Below are 17,834 nucleotides of genomic sequence, written 5' to 3' on the forward strand. Positions count from 1 at the left end.
AAGGGAGGCGATCATGCGCAAGGATCAGGACACACCTTCAGCCTCCCGAGAGGCGGCGACTTCGCAAGCCGCTCTTTCGCGCCGCCGTTTTCTCTGGACCGCCGCTGCAGCGAGCGGAGGCTTGATGCTCGGCTTCACCTGGCCGCCTGCAGGGAGCAGCGCCGGCGAAACGGCCCCCGGCGCGTTCGCGCCCAACGCATTCATCCAGATCGGAACAGACGGCCAGATCGTGCTGACCATGCCGTATGTCGAGATGGGACAGGGCACCTACACCTCGATTCCGATGCTGATTGCCGAGGAGCTGGAAGTCGACCTGAAGCAGGTGCGGCTGAGGCATGCCCCTGCCGATGACAAGCTCTATGCAAATCCCCTGCTCGGGACGCAGATCACGGGAGGCTCCACCGCCATCCGCGCCGCCTGGGAGCAGATGCGGCGCGCCGGCGCGACCGCGCGCGTCATGCTCGTCTCGGCCGCGGCAACGCGCTGGAACGTCGACCCCGGCTCCTGCAAGGCTCAAGCCGGCGAAGTGGTGCACGCCCAGACGGGACAGCGCCTCGCCTATGGCGAACTCGCCCGCGACGCGGCAAGCATGCCGGTCCCCGACGACGTCCCGCTGAAGCAGCCCGGAGACTTCAGGCTCATCGGCACGCCGGCGAAGCGCCTCGACCTGCCGGCGAAGGTGAACGGGACCGCGGTCTTCGGCATCGACGTCCGGCCGCAGGGGGTGAAGATCGCGACGCTGGCACAGTCGCCCGTCTTCGGCGGCCGCGTGAAGCGCGTGGACGATGCGGCGGCGTTGGCCGTCAAGGGCGTCCGTCAGATCGTCCGGCTCGACGACTGCATTGCCGTGGTGGCGGACCATATGGGCGCGGCCAGGAAGGGCCTCGCCGCGCTGGTCATCGAGTGGGACGGCGGGCCACACGCCGGCCTTGCCACCGAAGCGATCGCTGCCGAGCTCGATCAGGCAACGCTCAAGCCGGGGGCGGTCGCCCAGAACGTCGGCGATGTCGACCGTGCGATGGCGAGCGCGGCGACCAGGGTCGAAGCGACCTACCAGGTTCCGTTCCTCGCGCATGCCGCGATGGAGCCCATGAACTGTACCGTCCACGTCCGCAAGGATGACTGCGAAATCTGGGTCGGCAACCAGGCCATCAGCCGGGCGCAGGCCTTCGCCGCGAAGGCTGCGGGCCTGTCGGCGGAGCAGGTGGTCGTGCACAATCATCTCATCGGCGGCGGCTTCGGGCGCAGGCTCGAGGCCGACGGCGTCGCTCGCGCCGTCCAGATCGCCAGGCACGTCGACGGACCTGTCAAGGTCGTGTGGACGCGCGAGGAGGATATCCAGCACGACATGTACCGGCCCATGTTCGTCGACCGGCTTTCGGCCGGGCTCGACGCGAAGGGAGTGCCGGTCGCCTGGAACAATCGCTTTGCCGGATCTTCGATCATCGCCAGGTATTTTCCGTCCTATTTCAGGAACGGTCTCGACCCCGACACTACGGAGGGCGCGATCGATCTTGTCTATGACCTCCCCAATCTGCATGTCGAATACGTGCAGGTGGAGCCGCCGGGCATTCCGACCGCCTTCTGGCGTAGCGTCGGGCCGTCGCACAACGTCTTCGTAACGGAGAGCTTCATGGATGAGCTCGCTGCTGCGGCGAAGCAGGATCCGGTGGCCTACCGCATGGCCCTCCTCCATAAGGCGCCCCGCGCGAAGGCGGTGCTGGAACTTGCCGCGGCGAAGGCCGGATGGAGCGGGACGCTGCCGCCCCGCGCGGGCCGCGGCGTCTCGCTCCAGCACGTGTTCGGCACCTACATGGCGCAGGTCGCCGAAGTCGAAGTCTCCGACGATGGCGAAGTCCGGGTGAGGCGCGTCGTCTGCGCGCTCGACTGCGGCATCGCCGTCAATCCGAGCATCATCCAGGCGCAGGTCCAGAGCGCCATCATGTTCGGCATCACCGCGGCCCTTCACGGCGAGGTCACGGTGAAGGACGGCCGTGTGGAGCAGGCCAATTTCGACACATACGAAATCCTGCGCATCGACAAGGCGCCTTCCGTCGAGGTCCATATCGTCCCGAGCTCCGAGGCTCCCGGCGGAATGGGCGAACCCGGAACCTCGGCAATCGTGCCGGCGGTGGCCAATGCGATCTTCGCAGCGACCGGGAAACGCCTGCGCAAGATGCCGGTCGACCGCAGCCAGCTTCGACGGACGTCCTGAAACGGCAACAGCGAGCATCGACATGCGAACCGACATCGTTCCGGGATCGGCCTTCCCCGACTATGAGCTCTCCGACCATACCGCCAGGCGGCGGAAGCTGTCCGAATTGCAGGGGCCGGATCCGATGATCCTGGTCCTTGGCCGGGGCGGCTTCTGCCCCAAGGACCGCCGGCAGGCCGAAGGACTCGTCGAGCTGCATCGCGAGCTCGAGGTCGGCTATTGCCGACTGGTCACCATCACGACCGACAATCTCCTGGAGACGAACGAGTATCGCGCCGGCGTCGGCGCTCACTGGCCTTTTCTGTCAGACCCGCGACGCATCGTACAAAAGGACCTCGACATCGCCGAATATACCGATAGCACGCACAACCCCATGATCCCTCACGTCGTCGTGCTCGAGCCGGGCTTGATCGTCTACAAGATCTACGACGGCTACTGGTTTTTCGGGCGGCCGACCATGGAGGAATTGCGACAGGACATGCGTGCGGTGACCAGGAAATGTCGGCCGGACTGGGACATCACGACGCCGGAGCTCAAGGCGGCGTGGCGGGAGGGAAGGAAAGAGCTTTTCTATCCTTACGGCAAGACGCGCGTTCAAGCGTTGGGCGATCAGGAGTGAGCGCCGGACTGAGCGCCCTCGCAAGGGGCTGCGCAAGCAGCCGAAGCTCGGTGTCGTCGCGCCGTTCGTCTCTGCGTCGAAACGCCGTGCCGCAGGCAGGAGCGATTGGGGATCAACGACGAGACGGCATCTTCACCTGTCCTGTCGGGAAGCCGACGCAAGCCTGATCCGCCGGCCTGCGAGGTATTGCTCGATGGCCGCAGCCGAAGCGCGCCTTTCGGCAAAGGCGATGTAGGTATCCGGGCGAAGCAGATAGGCGGCGCCGCGCTCCAGCCCCGCCCTGCCGTATTCCGGCGTCCAGGCGAACACGTGCAGCGCGATGCCGCGCTCCCCGCACCACGGCCCGAGATCGTCGAGCACCTCGCCATAGACATGCAGCTGCCAGCCGACGCTGGAGAGGCTGTCGTAATTGTCGACGCCGCCGGCTCGCACCCAGGGCAGGCGGTCGCCGCCGTGAACCCGTCCGGCCCTGCCGTCGTTCAGGGCGCAGTCGCTGTAGCTGATCCGGGTCTGCGAGACGAGCCGGAACATGAACTCGCGCGCGCCTTCAAAGTGATAGGCGGCCGGGATGAAGACGGGCGCGATACGGGTGCGGACGAAATCGGCGAAAGGCCCGTCGGAGGTGACGAACGAGAATATCCTGTCGGTCGTATCGACCAGCTTGACCGCAAAGGCCCGCCGCTCGGCCTCGTAGCTGTCGAGCAGGCTGTCGGGCGCCTCGCCGCGGATCACAGCGGCCAGCTTCCAGGCCAGGTTGATCGCATCGCCGATACCGGTGTTCATGCCCTGGCCGCCGGCCGGGCTGTGAACATGGGCCGCGTCGCCGACCAGGAACACGCGTCCGTGCCGATAATGGTCGGTGACGCGGTGATGCACGCGGTAGGTCGAGAACCAGCTCACGTTCTCGATCTCGAGCTTCATGTTCGCGATGGCCGTATGGGCGACATCCTCGAAGGTCAGTTCCTTCCCGGCGGCTTCATCGAGAGCGCCGACGATGCCGATCAGCCGGGCCTTGCCGGTGGCGTCGTAGGACAGGCAGGCCATGAAGTCGGCCTTGTCGAGCGCCAGATGCGTCTCGCCATTGGCGGCCGCCCCCTTCAGCCGGACATCGGCGACATAGAACATCTTGTCATAGGTGCCGCCGGGATAGCCCGAGCCGATCTGGTGCCGGATCACCGAGCTCGCGCCGTCGCAGCCGGCGAGATAACGCGCCTCGACATGGGATTCGGCCCCCGACGCGTTGCGCAGCCGGGCGACGACATGGTCCCCCTTGTCGGCGAAATCGACGAATTCCGTGCCGCGCTCGACGGCGACGCCCAGTTCCCGGAGGCGATCGGCCAGCAGCCGTTCGTGCCGGTCCTGCGGAAAGACCAGCACGAACGGATAGGGCGTCATCTCCGCGCCGGCCTCGTTGAACGAGACCTGCGTTCTTTGCTGGCCGCCGACCCAGATGTTGATCTTGAAGTTCGTATAGCCGGCGGCAACGACCGCATCGGCGATGTCGAGCTGGCGATACAGTTCCAGCGTCCGGGCCTGCACCGCCATCGCACGCGAGGCGGTTCCCGGCCCGCTGTTCCTGTCGACGATGCGCACCTTCAGGCCCTGCTTCGTCAGCCAGAGGGCAAGCGCGAGGCCGGTCGGACCGGCGCCCACGATCAGGACATCGTGACGCACGGGAGGATCTCCTTGTTCCTCACCGCCGGAGCGCGGCAGCGCCATGCCGATTCAAAATCGCGTCGGCGTGCTGGGACGCCAGCCTCGCGAGATCGGGCGGCGCTCGGCCGGGTCGCGCCACATCCGCGCCCGACGAAAGGACCGATGGCCGCCGCCACGATTTCATGGGGGCGCTCGTCCCTGCGGCGGGATCGCTTCGGCTGCGGAGCCTGTGACCGTGACGGCGCCGTGCCCTGCATGAACCCGATAATGACCCGCGGGTCATAAAATGCAAGCCCGCCGCCGGCCGCTCAGGCCAGGGGACGGATGTTCTGGTTCATGCGGAAAAAATTCTTCGGGTCGTACTTGGCCTTGATCCGTTGCAGCCGGCGGAGGTTGGGCCCGTAGGCGCCGATGACCGAATCGCCCGCCTCGTCGTCGTCGAGATAGTTGACGTACCGGCCGGCGGCGAAGAAAGGCTGCATCCTTTCGTAGGTCTCGCGCGCCCAGGCGACGCAGCGGTCCGTCTCCGCCGGCTGCGTCCATTGCGCGAGCACGAGGAAGTTGTAGCCCTCCTCGCGGTGCGGGAAGGCCGTGTCGCCGACGCCGACCCGGGTCGCCGCTCCGTGAACATGTTCGAGGAGGAACTGGCCCATCGTCGTCGGGCAACGGCCGAAGCAATCGATCATGGTGTCGATCGCCGCGTCGCTCAACGCCGCGAGAAAATTCGACTTCCAGTAGTTGAGCGCCCCCTTGGGGTAGCCGGCGTCGAGCATGCTGTTGAGCCGGCAGTAGGGCATCGGGCCGACCGCATCCAGGAGGGGAGGACCGAACTGCTTCAGCGGCCGCATGGCCTCCTCGGCGTCGGCCGGCGAACCGCAATGACACGTGACCAGCGCCGCCACTTCCGCGCCGGACCCGTCGGGCGCATGCGTCAGCGTGGCAAACAGCGTGTGCTCGTCCGCGAGCATCCGCGTCCTGTCCCGATAGAACGCGAGCAGGTCACGCGCATGATCGATCGGATGGACGATGGGACCGGCCGTGACGGTCGGTCCGACCGGATGCAGCCGATATTCGAGGGAGGTGACGACGCCGAAGTTTCCGCCTCCGCCGCGAAGCGCCCAGAACAGGTCCGGCGCCTCGTCCTGGCCGGCCCGCAGGACCTCGCCGCTCGCGGTGACGAGGTCGACCGACCGGAGATTGTCGAGGGCCAGGCCGTATTTGCCCATCAGCCAGCCCAGGCCGCCGCCGAGCGTGAGACCGGCGATCCCGGTGCTGGAGACCACGCCGCCCGTCACCGCCAGGCCATGCAGCTGCGTCTCCCGATTGAGCTCGGCCCAGGTGACGCCGCCCTGCGCGCGCACGGTGCGGCTCCCGGGGTCCACATGAATGCCTTTCATCGGGCTCAGGTCGATCATGACGCCGCCGTCGATGGTCGCGCGGCCCGCCACGTTGTGACCGCCGCCGCGAACGGCGACTTCGAGCCCGAGCCTCCGGGCAACCTGGACGGCATCGACGACGTCCGCCACGCCGCGGCAGCGGGCGATCAATGCGGGTCGCTTGTCGACCAGGCCGTTATGGACCTTCCTGGCGTCTTCGTATCCCGCATCGGCAGGTGTCAGAAGCTGTCCCCCGAAGCTCGCGGCAAGCTCGGCCGCAGCGCCGTCAACGGATGGGATCGACATGGCGTTCCTCCTCGGCTCGAGGCAACTCATCCCATCTCGCCTCGGACAGAGCAAACGCGAAGAATTCCGCCGAAGATGAATCGTTTTCATCTACATTGCCGCCATGGAGAAGCTGCCGCCCCTCATCGAGCTGCGCGCCTTCGACGCCGCCGCCCGGCATCTGAGTTTCACGAAGGCCGCCGCGGAGCTCGGCGTGACGCCGACGGCGATCAGCCACCAGATCCGGTTGCTGGAGCGCTATTGCGGCCGCGCCCTGTTCCGCAGGCGGCCGCGTCCCCTGTCGCTCACCGATGCCGGAGCGAAGCTGTTCCCGGCCGTCCGCGCCGGGCTGGAGGCGTTTGCGACGGCCATTGCCGCGGTCAAGCGCGACGGCGACCTGCAGCCTCTCCGGGTGACGACCACCAATGCGTTCGCCAGCCGCTGGCTGGTGCCACGCTTGCCGGCCTGGAGGAAGCTGCATCCGGAGGTGCCGCTCGACATCATCGGGACCGACAGCGTTCTCGACCTGAGGGCCGGGGACAGCGATGTCGCCATTCGCTACGCCACGAGCCGGACGGCACCGACGGACGGCCTTGCCGAGGGGTTCCTGAGCGACACCTTCTGGCCGGTCTGCAGCCCTCGACTGCTGGCGTCCGGCCGTCTCAGGCAGCCTCTCGATCTCAAGGAGCATATTCTCGTGCACTCCTATTGGGGGCCGGGCGACCGCGACCCGCCCACATGGCAGAAATGGCTCGCCCTGGCCCGGGAAAAATGGCGGCCGGTGCCCGACTTCAAGGAGATGCAGCACCTGAGCTTCCGGGAAGAACTGCACGCCATCGAGGCGGTCGTCGCCGGCCAGGGAATCGGCATTTTCAGCGACGCGCTCGTGGCGCAGGACCTGGCTGCCGGAACGCTCGTGAGAGCATTCGACCTGGGGCTGCCCGGCTACGACTTCTACGTCGTCCGCAGCCGCAGCCATCCACGCGAAAAGGCCATAAGAGCATTCTGCAATTGGGTGCAGGCGGTTGGATAGCCGTCCCGGTATCGGCCCCCGCCGGCAACCGGCTCGACGGCGCGCCGGGAACACGGGCGGCTTGGCGCCGTGCCATCCGGCCCCTCCCCCGGTCCGCCATGACCGCCCGCACACGGACGTCCCGACATTCCCCGGAAGGGCGGGACGGACGGCGCCGCGACCTGGAACTTCGAGCTCGCGACTTTCGGGACGCGTTGCCTTATATGACGGAACCCGCATGCCGTAGCGATTCCATCGATCATTGTCCGCATTTCGAGGGAGGCACTGCTTTGAAGCCGAGATTGTTCGCCGCCGGAAGCCTGGTGATCGCCGCCCTGCCGCTTGCAGCCTGCCAGACCACCGCGTCGAGAGCGCAGGCGGACGCCGCGCCCGGCCTCTGCCGGCCCGGCGCCGCGGAGGCCCTCGTCGGGAAAAACCGCATCGGCGATGCGCAGGCGAAGCAGATGACGGGCGCATCCCTCGTGCGGCAGATCCGGCCGGGCGACGCCGTGACCATGGACTTCCGGCAGGAGCGCGTCACCATCGAGACCAGCCGGAAGACCGGCAGGATCGTGCGCGCATATTGCGGGTAGTCACGCGCAGCCCCGCATGACGACGGCGCGCAGGACGCTCGACGGCGAACGGCGGGGCCGTGACGGTCTCCTCGCGTGGAGATCGACGGCGGCGGGGCCGACGACGCCGCCCCCCTGCCACCCGCGTCATGCGTCTCAAAGGCGAAGGCGGCCTGACGCCGTCGTCCGCGGACAAGTGCTCCAGGCGCGACCCCGGCCGGAAGACGCGGCGTCGCGGCAAGTCCGGCATGGGCCTATCTCGTCCACAGGGTGGCTTCACAAAATAGAGGTGAAGCACTTAGTCCCGGACGCCGCCTGACGCGGTCGCCGGAGCGAGGATGCGCGTCTTCGGAGGCGACGGCGCCGCCTCCGAAGACGCGGCGGTCCGGCCTGCTCTCACGGCGGCGGCTGGCCCCACATGAGGCCGCCGTCCAAGACGATGTCGGCGCCTGTGATGAAGCCCGATGCCGCGCTCGCGAGGAAGAGCGCCGCTTCGGCCACGTCGGAACTCTCGCCGACGCGTCGGATGGATTGTCTGGCCATGAACAATTGTGCGATGCAGCCGGCGACCGCCTCCCTGCGCTCGGAGCTTGCCGCGATGCCTTTCGTATGGATCGGCGTTGCTATGAAGCCGGCCGATATCGAGTTCACCCGGATCCCGTCCTTTCCGAATTCGGCGGCCGCGCAGCGGGTCAGGTGCAGCAGGGCGGCCTTGCTGGCCGAATAGGCCACGGACTTCGCTCCCACGCGCTGGCCGGCCACGGAGCACATGTTGACGACGCTTCCGCCGCCGCGGGCGCGCATGGCCTTCGCGGTTTCGGCGATCAACCGCCACGGCGCCACGACGTGAAGCCTGAAAGAACCCTCCATCACCTGGATGGAGGTATTCTCCACGGTGTCGCACGTCTCCGAGCTCCCGGCATTGTTGACGAGCACGTCGATACGGTCAAAGGCGGCGAGCGCGGCGGCAACGACCCTTTCGGCGTGATCCGGGCGGGTGGCATCGATCCGAAGAAAGAGGCCGCCCGTCTCGGCCTCGACGGCCTTGCCGCGCTCATCGTCCCGCCCGGTAAAGAGCACCGCGCAGCCCTCCTCCCGGAACAGTTCGACGATGCGCCGCCCGATGCCACTCGTTCCGCCCGTCACGATCGCGGCCTTGCCCTCCAGCACCCCTCTAGCCACCGCCCACGCTTCCAACACGTATTGCCGACGAAGACCGGTCGCCGCGCATCGGGGCGCGCGCCTCAGAAGCGGTAATTGACGGCAGCGACGAAATTGTTCGAGTTCTCGCCATATTTCTCGAATCCACCGCCGAAGTCATACTCCTTCTTGCCAAGGCTCGTGAACATGTACTTCGCATCGACGGACCAATGGTCGGTAATGGCATACTCGGCCCCGATGCCGATCATATAGCCCCAGTGGTCGTTGCTCGGTGTGGCACCGGTGACGAACGAGCGCGTATCGACGTTCGCATACGCCACGCCGCCGGTCAGATAGGGCAGGAAACGGTCGATCGCATAGCCGGCGCGGATGCCGCCGATCGCCGCGAATTGCGGGGAGACCTTGAAGTCCGCCCCGAACCCCAGATGGATCGTCTTCTCGGGCCGCAGGAGCGGAATCCAGCCATACGCCCCGAGCACGATGTTGTTGGCGAATTGATAGTCGAAACCGCCCTGGATACCGAGCAGGGCTCCGCTCGGACCATCGGAAGATGTCGGGCACAGGCCCATGCACCCTTCCTGGGTCAGGTGGCTGTCATGATAACCGGCGAATGCGCCCGCATAAAAGCCGGTCCAGGACATCGCCGCATAAGGAATGGGAGCGGGCGGCGCTTCGGGCAGGTCGGCGGCGAAGCTTTTGCCCGCAGCCAGACAAGAAATAACCATTGCAACAACACCGAGACAACTACCACGCATCGCCCGTTCTCCAAGGTAGCGAATACAGAATACCAGGAAAACGAGGATCGACCGCTTCGACAGTCTGCGCATCCCCTCCCCTGGAGTGCTTCGCCATTAGATAGCAAATCGATATTGCGAGCCATCAGGACAGGCGATCATTATCGGCCAAAGATGAGTCAAGTCCGGCCAATCTCGAAATTGACTCAGCCGACCTCGCCCCCTCAAAATCACAGACCACGGTCCAGGAAACCGTGAAGTATGAACGCCGAGACAGGTCGAGCAGGCAATGAACTTTTCTGCTTCAATGAGCCCTCAACGCCACGTCGTGGTTCTTGTCTATCCGGACGTCATGGCGATGGATGTCTGCGGGCCCATGGAGGTATTTGCCATGGCGAATTTCCTGACCAACAAAGAACTGTACCGATTATCGATCGCCGCTGTGACAGTCGAGCCCGTCAGGACTTCATTGGAGTTCTCCATTGTCCCCAACTACGCTCTTTCCGACTTGAAGGACCCCATCGATACCCTCCTGATTGCCGGAGGAAACGGCCAGGCCGCCGCTTCACGCGATCGGTCGCTGACGGATTGGCTGCGGGCGGCCGCGCCGCGTGCCCGGCGGCACGGCTCGATCTGCACCGGCGCCTTTCCGCTCGCGGCGGCAGGCCTTCTCGATGGAAAGCGCGCCACCACCCATTGGGCCGTCGCGCCCTTGCTCGCGCGAGAGTTCCCGTCGGCGACGGTCGATACCGACAGCATTTTCGTGCGTGACGGCCGCACCTATACGTCCGCCGGCATCTCAGCGGGAATCGATCTCGCTCTTGCCCTGATTGAAGAAGACTGCGGGCAGACGCTTGCGTTGAACGTGGCTCGCAACATGGTCGTGTTTCTGAAGCGTGCCGGCGGGCAATCGCAGTTCAGCACGCACCTGCAGGCGCAGTTCAGCTCGACTCCGTCCATTCGGAAAGCACAGGACTGGGCCTTGGCGCACCTCTGCGAGGACCTCACCGCGGGGGCCCTCGCATCGCGCGTCGGGATGAGCGAGCGAAATTTCCGACGCCTGTTTGCCGAAACCCTTCATGAAACTCCGCGTGACTATGTCGAGCGCATTCGTCTCGACGCGGCCAGGCGGCAAATGGAGACTACCGACATTCCCACGCAGGCTGTCGCCAAGCAATGCGGCTTCGGTACGATCCTCAGCATGAGGCGCGCTTTCATTCGCCACCTTGGAGTGACGCCGCAACGATATCGCGCGAGTTTTCGAAACGGCAGCAATGCGAACGTCGGTTAGTCGCACTATGGCGCATGTGTTCGCCTCGTAACTTGCCAGATGCCGATTGTGACATGATCGCCGCAGCGGCGGCGAGCGGGGGACCGAAGCGCCTGAGGGACACCAAGCCCGTGGGTGAGCCGGGGTCTTCGCCCGCCGTTCCATCGCCCCCGAACAGTCGCTTGGGCCGCCTGAGGCGAAGCCCGCTCGCGCAAGGACGGGATCGGATGGGCGCTCGGTTTGTCGGCATCGACGTTTCCAAGGATCGTCTGGATGGGCCGGGCTATCCTTGGCCGTTTCCCGGCAGGCCGCCCAAGCACGACCTCAGCACATGGACCGTGACCGACGACTGGCCCGATCCCGTTCCGGTCACGGAAGCCGAGATCGAGGTGTTCGAGCAATGGTTCGGCGACCTGTTCGATGAAGTGTTCGGCCCCGACGCCCGAGTGGCAATGTCGGGGTCGAAATCGAATTTGAAGATGGTACTAATTAATGATACTGTATGCTCCATGAAAAAGCGTCACAGAGCCACGCTGGAACTGATCTTCGCCCGCCCGGTCAACGGCTCGATCCGCTGGGCCGACATCGAGGCGCTGTTTGTAGCTCTCGGGGCGGAAGTCAGCGAGCGGGAAGGTTCACGGATAGGCGTGTTCCTGTTCGGCGAAGTGCGCGTCTTTCATCGCCCGCATCCTTCGCCGGATACGGACAAAGGTGCGGTTGCCAGCATCCGTAAATGGCTGGACGAACACGGAGTAAGGCCATGAACAATGTCGTTGAAATCAATGGCGAGAAGGCGGTCATCGCTTTCGATCCCGAGATTCAGATGCTGCGCGGCGAGTTTGTCGGCCTGAATGGCGGGGCCGACTTCTATGCCGAAAGCGTCCACGATCTGATCGAGGAAGGCCGCAAGTCGCTGGCCGTCTATCTCGAAATGTGCCGGGAAAAGGGCATCGAGCCGCGCCGGAAGTTCTCCGGCAAGTTCAATGTTCGCCTCACCCCTGACGACCATGCTGCAGCAGTCATTGCCGCAGCAGCAGCGGGCAAGAGCCTGAATGAATGGATCGTCGGGACCATCAGGGAGGCTGCTCAATAGCGGCCATGCTGCGCGTGGGCGTGCATGAGGCCAAACCGTTCGGTCCCGCCGGTTTAAAAGGAGACACTATGTATGACCATTTCCACCGTGCCGCTGCGCGCCGCCCTTTATCTGCGCGTCTCGACGGTGCGGCAGGCCGAGCATGATGTTTCCATCCCCGACCAGAAGCGGCAGGGCGAAGCCTGTTGCGAGGCACGCGGCCTGCACCTGGTCGAGACCTTCATCGAACCCGGCGCATCGGCGACCATCCGCACCGGCAAGGGCGGGCGCTATCGCTACTACTCCTGTTCGATGAAGGCCCGGCAGGGGCCGACCGCCTGCGAAGGCATGGCGGTGCCGATGGACAGCTGGACGATCTGGTCGCCGACCACCTTGAGAAGCAGCTTCTCCAGCCCGAGCGGCTGGAAACGGTCCTTGCCGCCGCGCTTGACCTTAGGGAAGAACATGCCGAGCGCCGCCGCGAGCATATCGCCGAACTGAACAAGCGCGCCGTCGAATCGGAACTGCGCCTCAAGCGCCTCTACGACGCCATCGAGGCGGGTGTGGCCGATCTGGACGACCCGGCGTTGGAAGACCGCATCGACGGCCTCAAGGCGATCCGCGATCAGGCCAAGGCCGACGCCGAACGGGCGCAGGCTATGCTCCAGAACTCAGGGCAAAAGGCGGTGACGCCGCAGATGCTGCGCAAGTTCGCCGCGACCGCCCGCCAGCGTATTCGGCTCGAAGGCGGCGGCTACCGCCGCGACCACCTGCGCGCACTCGTCCAGCGCGTCGAGGTCGCAGACGGCGAGGTTCGGATCATGGGATCGAAAGACCCGGCTGCTTCAGGCGCTCACCGCGAAAAACGGCGTAAACTCGGTGCCCACTCAAGGACTGAAATGGCGGACAGGGCGGGATTCGAACCCGCGATACGGTTCCCCGTATACACACTTTCCAGGCGTGCGCCTTCAACCACTCGGCCACCTGTCCGGCGCGGTGCTTATGGCGAGGGCGAACGGTTTTGTAAACCGCTTCGTGCCGGCTGCGCGCGGAAATATGACGATCGTCGCCGGCAGGCCCGGCCGACGAGGACATCGGCCGGCTTGGGCACGGGCGGCGCGGCCCACGGGCGGCGCGGCCCACGGGCGGGTTGTCTCGAACCGGCTTGCGCTTGTACGTCCGAGCAGCTTTGATCTTGCATTGAAAAATGCCAAATCAATCGTGGCGGGAGCCACGAGAAGCTGCTTAGTCTGGCGGCGATCGATCGGAAGTTCGGCGTCATGCGGTTCCTCGCGCGTTTCCTCGGCCTGCTGTTCGCGGCGGGCGCCTTCGTCGCCTTCGTCATCGACGGCGCCAGATCCATCGCCGACGGTGCCCTGCATGCCCAGAGCATCGGCGGCGCCTGGGCTTATCTCGGCGAGGCCCGTCTCGCCTCGGTCCAGGAAGCGGCGCAGGCGACCTTCAGCCCGCTCTTGTGGAACGCCGTCGCCGCCCCGCTGCTGGCGCTGCCGCTGTTCCTGGCGCTGCTGCTGCTGGCCGCGCTCTTGCTGTGGCTCGGCCGCCGGCCGCGCTCGCGCATCGGCTACGTCGTCCGCGGATGACGCGATGGTGAACCGCCCGCACCTTGCGCCGGCCGGTCCCCGATCGCCACATAGCGCCGTCAGGAGAGGAGTGTGACATGTTCTCGTTCCGCAAGAAGACCGCCCTGCCCACCGCCGACGAGGCCCTGCCCGGCCGCGCCACGCCGATCGCCACCGCCGAGCGCCATTTCGTCAACGGCCAGCCGCTGAAAGGTCCCTACCCCGAGGGGGCGGAGACGGCGCTGTTCGGCCTCGGCTGCTTCTGGGGGGCGGAACGCAAGTTCTGGCAGAGCCCGGGCGTGCTGGTCACGGCGGTCGGCTATGCCGGCGGCCTGACGCCGAACCCGACCTATGAGGAGACCTGCACCGGCCTCACCGGCCACAACGAGGTGGTGCAGGTGGTGTTCGATCCCAGGCAGGTCAGCTTCGAGCAGCTGGTCCGGCTGTTCTTCGAATCGCACGACCCGACCCAGGGCATGCGCCAGGGCAACGACATCGGCACGCAGTACCGTTCGGGCATCTATGTCATGGACGAGGCGCAGCGCGCCGTCGCCACCCGCGTCCGCGACAGCTACGCCCGGGCGCTCGCCGCCAAGGGCTACGGCCCGATCACCACCGAGATCGTCGACGCCCCGCCCTTCTACTTCGCCGAGGACTACCACCAGCAATATCTCGCCAGGAATCCCGGCGGCTATTGCGGGCTCGGGGGCACCGGCGTGTCCTGCCCGGTCGGGGTGCCGGTCGCGGCCGAATAGACCGTCCGGCTCGGGGATCGGCGGCGGCAGGCAGGGCTCCGCCGCGGGTCCCGGCGTCGTGGTTCCAACCGGAATTGGCGTCGACCCGCCTTCGCGGCCCGCTGGCGGCCGTGGCGGGTCAGGTCGACCCATGGTTCCGCCGCCCGCACGCGCGAGGCGGCCCTGCGCCGTGGCCGGCCTGCCGCGGAAACGCGAAGGGGCAGGTCGGGAAGACGGGCCGGTGCGCGCTCGCGAACCGGGACCCCGTCCGTATGCGCCTTGCCCTCCCGCGCCGACCGGGCGGCCGCCGTGCCGCGATCTACCGCGCTTCCGCAGGCCGCGGCGGCACCAGGCGCGGATAGTCCGTGTAGCCGGCGGCGCCGTCGGCGTAGAACGTATCCTTGTCCGGCCTGTTCAGCGGCAGCCCCCGTTCCAGCCGTTCGGCGAGATCGGGAGTCGCGATGTAATCCCGGCCGAAAGCCAGGGCATCGGCCAATCCGGCGGCCAGGAAACGCTCGCCATCCGCCTTGGTCATGCGTTCGTTCGCGATGACCGGCCCGCCGAAGCGCCGCTTGATCTCGCCGAGAAGGCTGTCGCCCGCTTCGATTTCACGGACGAAGATGAAGGCCACCTCGCGCTTCCTCAGTTCGTCAGCGACATACCCGAAGATCGCCTTTGGATCGCTGTCGCCCATGTCGTGCTCTTCGCCTCGGGGCCTGAGATGAACGCCGACCCGGCCGGCCCCCCAGACCGCGCTGACCGCATCCACGATCTCCATGAGAAAGCGGGCACGATTTTCGACCGAACCGCCATAGCGGTCGGTCCGAAGGTTCGTCTTGTCCTGCAGGAACTGGTCGATCAGGTAGCCGTTGGCGGCGTGAAGTTCGACGCCGTCGAATCCCGCCCTCCTGGCATTCTCGGCGCCGCGCCGGAAGTCATCGACAATGCCGGCCACCTCTTCGGTCTCGAGCGGACGCGGCACCCGGTAAGGGCGCTTCGGCCTCAGGGAGGAGACGTGCCCCGCAGCCTGGACCGCGCTCGGCGCGACGGGCAGCTCGCCGTCGAGAAGCTCGGGATCGGAGATGCGGCCGACATGCCAGAGCTGGAGGAATATGCGCCCGGCGACGTCATGCACCGCCTTGGTGACGAGCCTCCAGCCCTCGACTTGCGCGTTGTTCCAGATGCCCGGCGTGCCCCGGTAGCCGACGCCCTGCGGCGACACGGATGTCGCCTCGCTGAGGATCAGGCCGGCTCCGGCCCGCTGCTGATAATATTCGGCCATCAGGGAATTGGGCACCCGGTCGCGCCCCGAGCGCTTGCGGGTGAGCGGAGCCATGACGATACGGTTGGGAAGCTCGAGCGAGCCGATCTTGAGAGGCTGGAAAAGGGACGACACGTGCAACTCCTGTCAAATGTCGGCCGGACCGTAATCTTGCGCCGCATCATGGACAATCCCGCGTCCGATCGCCATTTTGTAGACTTCAACTCTTCAATGGCAGGTGCGTCTTGGCCTCTCCCGTCCATCTTTCCGGAATCGAGGTCTTCCTCCGGTCCGTGAAATCAGGCTCGTTCACGGCCGCCGCGCGGGACCTCGGGGTGACGAAATCCGCGGTCGCCAAATCGGTCGCCCAGCTGGAGGAGCGGCTCGATGTGAAGCTCTTGCACCGGACGACCCGCCGGCTGATGCTCACGGCCGAAGGCGCAGCCTTCTTCGAGCAATGCAATGCCGCCGTCGAACAGATCCGCGATGCCGAAATCGCGGCGCGATCGCGTGCCGGCAGCCTGCGTGGTATTCTGCGGGTCGACATGCCCGCGGCCTTCGGCCGGGCGGTGGCGCTTCCCGTCCTGCTCGATATCCTGCGCCGGCATCCCGATCTTCGACTGTCCGCGTCTTTCTCCGACCGCCTCATCGATCCGATCGAGGACGGCGTCGATCTCTGTATCAGGTTCGGCAATCCTCCGGATCGTCTGGACGTCGCCGCCCGGAAACTGGGAGAGCAGTCCCTCCTCGTGTGCGCGGCCCCGTCTTATATCGATCGCGCCGGCGCGCCCGTCACGGTGCCCCAGCTCAGGGATCATGCCTGCATCGTCGGAAGCCGCGAGGGGCGGCATGCCCGGTGGCACTTCCGCGACGACCAGGGGCGGCCGATGGAATTCGACCCGCCCGCCACCCATCTGTGCGGCGACGGCGACGCGGTCATCAAAATGGCCCTGTCGGGCTTCGGCTTCTGCCAGATGCCGGAATCCCTGGTTCGGGGCCATGTCGCGACGGGCGGCCTCGTGCCGGTGTTGAGCGGGGCTTCCAGCGGGACCACGCCGGTTTGCGTCATCTGGCCGCTTCGCCGCCAGATGCTGCCCAGAGTGCGGCTCGTTGTCGATGAGCTCGCGGCGCGCGCCGAACGGGGCGAGTTCTGATCGCGGGATCGGTCGCTTGCGGTGACTCACCTCCGGTTGATTGTTGCCGCCCCCCGTTATATCCGTAAAGACATAACCATCTCGAAACCGGATCCAGGCCCTATGCCCTTCTCGTTTGCCAGCCGTGCCCTGCTCGCCGTCGCCCTCCTGGCCGGCGTCGCCACCGCGTCCCGCGCCGAGGAGGCGCCGCTCACCATCTTCGCGGCGGCCAGCCTCAAGGGTCCGCTCGACGCGGCCGCGGCCAAGTGCAAGGCCGAGGGCGACAAGGCGCCCGCGATCTCCTACGCCGCCTCCTCGGTTCTGATGAAGCAGATCGAGGCCGGCGCGCCCGCCGACCTCTTCGCCTCCGCCGACCTCGACTGGATGGACTACGGCGCCAAGAAGCACCTGATCAAGGAGGACACCCGCCGCAACCTCCTCGGCAACGCCCTGGTGCTGATCGCCCCGGCCGATTCCGACGCCACGATCGACTTGAAGCCGGGCGTCGACCTTGCCGGCGCCGTCGGCGACGGGCGGATCGCCACCGGCGAGGTCAAGAGCGTGCCGGCCGGCAAGTATGCCAAGGCCTCGCTGGAGAAGCTCGGCATCTGGCAGGCTGTCGAGCCCAGGCTGGCCCAGGCCGAGAACGTGCGCGCCGCGCTGGCGCTGGTCGCCCGCGGCGAGGCCAGGTTCGGCATCGTCTATGCGTCCGACGCCAAGTCGGATCCCAAGGTGAAGGTGATCGCCACCTTCCCGCAGGACAGCCACGCCCCGATCATCTATCCCTTCGCGGTCACCGCCGCCTCGAAGAACCCGCAGGCCGCCGCCTTCCTCGCCTGCCTGGCGAGCCCGGCCGTCCGCGCGATCTTCGCCGAAGCCGGGTTCACCGAGCCGAAATAGCACGCCGACCTCCCGGCGCGCGGGCCCCGTCCGTCGCGCCGACCGCCAGTCCTTCCCTCGGCGCGCCGGCCCCTGGCCGGCGCGCCGATCCGCGTTTCGGGAGGCCGGAGCGGGCCGCCGCGCTGAACTTTACATTGCCGCAACACTCATCACACATTTGTGCAACATCATGCCGGCAGCCTGTCGCATGATGCTCGGCATACCGCACAATTCCACCACAGTTCCCGGTCAAACGAAACTCGCGGGTTCCATTC

16 protein-coding genes, 1 tRNA gene and 1 pseudogene are annotated in these 17,834 nt (G+C 66.5%); 12 read left to right on the top strand and 6 right to left on the bottom strand.

All coding sequences use genetic code 11. The annotated features are described in order from the left end of the window. The first annotated feature begins 13 nt into the window (after positions 1-13). Together AC27L4_RS26620 and AC27L4_RS26625 are read left to right on the top strand one after the other, a co-directional pair. Positions 14-2,215 (top strand): xanthine dehydrogenase family protein molybdopterin-binding subunit, encoded by a 2,202-nt coding sequence (locus tag AC27L4_RS26620; RefSeq protein ID WP_487145590.1) that lies wholly within the window; start codon positions 14-16, stop codon positions 2,213-2,215. Between the two features lie 22 nt (positions 2,216-2,237). Next, complete coding sequence (locus tag AC27L4_RS26625) at positions 2,238-2,834, top strand: redoxin domain-containing protein (protein WP_487145591.1); 597 nt, start codon at positions 2,238-2,240, stop codon at positions 2,832-2,834. A gap of 132 nt (positions 2,835-2,966) precedes the next feature. Here the strand turns inward: AC27L4_RS26625 and AC27L4_RS26630 are convergent, their stop codons facing one another. After that, entirely contained in the window at positions 2,967-4,508 is a 1,542-nt protein-coding gene (locus AC27L4_RS26630) for an FAD-dependent oxidoreductase (protein ID WP_487145593.1), read from the bottom strand. 290 nt (positions 4,509-4,798) lie between these two features. Continuing rightward, complete coding sequence (locus AC27L4_RS26635; RefSeq protein WP_487145595.1) at positions 4,799-6,262, bottom strand: FAD-binding oxidoreductase; 1,464 nt, start codon at positions 6,260-6,262, stop codon at positions 4,799-4,801. Positions 6,263-6,275: 13 nt separating this feature from the next. Here AC27L4_RS26635 and AC27L4_RS26640 point away from each other — a divergent pair, with 13 nt between their 5' ends. After that, positions 6,276-7,184 carry a LysR substrate-binding domain-containing protein gene (locus AC27L4_RS26640; RefSeq protein WP_487145596.1) on the top strand — a complete coding sequence of 303 codons (909 nt, stop codon included), beginning with the start codon at positions 6,276-6,278 and terminating at the stop codon, positions 7,182-7,184. Between the two features lie 302 nt (positions 7,185-7,486). Continuing rightward, on the top strand, positions 7,487-7,756 hold the full coding sequence (locus tag AC27L4_RS26645) for an I78 family peptidase inhibitor (RefSeq protein WP_487145597.1): 270 nt from the start codon (positions 7,487-7,489) through the stop codon (positions 7,754-7,756). 375 nt (positions 7,757-8,131) lie between these two features. Here AC27L4_RS26645 and AC27L4_RS26650 read toward each other — a convergent pair whose 3' ends face one another. After that, entirely contained in the window at positions 8,132-8,905 is a 774-nt protein-coding gene (locus AC27L4_RS26650) for an SDR family NAD(P)-dependent oxidoreductase (protein ID WP_487145598.1), read from the bottom strand. Positions 8,906-8,979: 74 nt separating this feature from the next. Further along, positions 8,980-9,723, bottom strand: a complete 744-nt coding sequence (locus AC27L4_RS26655) for an outer membrane protein (protein ID WP_487145599.1) — start codon at positions 9,721-9,723, stop codon at positions 8,980-8,982. A 196-nt stretch (positions 9,724-9,919) separates the two neighbouring features. On the opposite strand from AC27L4_RS26655, the gene AC27L4_RS26660 reads away from it, so the two are divergent. The 4 genes and pseudogenes from AC27L4_RS26660 to AC27L4_RS26675 form a co-directional block, all read left to right on the top strand. Further along, positions 9,920-10,921: a GlxA family transcriptional regulator gene (locus AC27L4_RS26660; protein WP_487145600.1), complete on the top strand. Its 1,002-nt coding sequence runs from the start codon at positions 9,920-9,922 to the stop codon at positions 10,919-10,921. A 206-nt stretch (positions 10,922-11,127) separates the two neighbouring features. Next, entirely contained in the window at positions 11,128-11,664 is a 537-nt protein-coding gene (locus AC27L4_RS26665) for a type II toxin-antitoxin system HicA family toxin (RefSeq protein ID WP_487145601.1), read from the top strand. After that, positions 11,661-11,993: a type II toxin-antitoxin system HicB family antitoxin gene (locus AC27L4_RS26670; RefSeq protein WP_487145603.1), complete on the top strand. Its 333-nt coding sequence runs from the start codon at positions 11,661-11,663 to the stop codon at positions 11,991-11,993. Before AC27L4_RS26665 ends, AC27L4_RS26670 begins: the two co-directional genes overlap by 4 nt. Positions 11,994-12,065: 72 nt before the next feature. Continuing rightward, positions 12,066-12,902 (top strand): annotated as a pseudogene (locus AC27L4_RS26675) (recombinase zinc ribbon domain-containing protein); the annotation flags it as partial. Here the strand turns inward: AC27L4_RS26675 and AC27L4_RS26680 are convergent. After that, positions 12,873-12,962 (bottom strand) — tRNA-Ser (locus tag AC27L4_RS26680). The pseudogene AC27L4_RS26675 and the gene AC27L4_RS26680 sit on opposite strands and share 30 nt — an antisense overlap. A gap of 290 nt (positions 12,963-13,252) precedes the next feature. On the opposite strand from AC27L4_RS26680, the gene AC27L4_RS26685 reads away from it, so the two are divergent. Both AC27L4_RS26685 and msrA read left to right on the top strand, forming a co-directional pair. Then, positions 13,253-13,573 (top strand): PetM family of cytochrome b6f complex subunit 7, encoded by a 321-nt coding sequence (locus AC27L4_RS26685; protein WP_487145604.1) that lies wholly within the window; start codon positions 13,253-13,255, stop codon positions 13,571-13,573. Between the two features lie 77 nt (positions 13,574-13,650). Next, the gene (gene msrA, locus AC27L4_RS26690) at positions 13,651-14,307 is read left to right on the top strand and encodes a peptide-methionine (S)-S-oxide reductase MsrA (RefSeq protein ID WP_487145605.1); all 657 of its coding nucleotides are present in this window, start codon (positions 13,651-13,653) and stop codon (positions 14,305-14,307) included. A 298-nt stretch (positions 14,308-14,605) separates the two neighbouring features. Here the strand turns inward: msrA and AC27L4_RS26695 are convergent, their stop codons facing one another. Then, positions 14,606-15,682 (bottom strand): alkene reductase, encoded by a 1,077-nt coding sequence (locus tag AC27L4_RS26695; protein WP_487145606.1) that lies wholly within the window; start codon positions 15,680-15,682, stop codon positions 14,606-14,608. Between the two features lie 110 nt (positions 15,683-15,792). Between AC27L4_RS26695 and AC27L4_RS26700 the strand changes: the two genes are divergently transcribed. After that, positions 15,793-16,701 carry a LysR family transcriptional regulator gene (locus tag AC27L4_RS26700; RefSeq protein WP_487145607.1) on the top strand — a complete coding sequence of 303 codons (909 nt, stop codon included), beginning with the start codon at positions 15,793-15,795 and terminating at the stop codon, positions 16,699-16,701. Between the two features lie 102 nt (positions 16,702-16,803). After that, a complete protein-coding gene (gene modA / locus AC27L4_RS26705) occupies positions 16,804-17,580 on the top strand; it encodes a molybdate ABC transporter substrate-binding protein (RefSeq protein WP_487145608.1) in 777 nt (258 codons plus the stop codon). The last annotated feature ends 254 nt before the right edge of the window (positions 17,581-17,834 follow it).

The organism is Labrys sp. Lb11 (assembly GCF_057554225.1).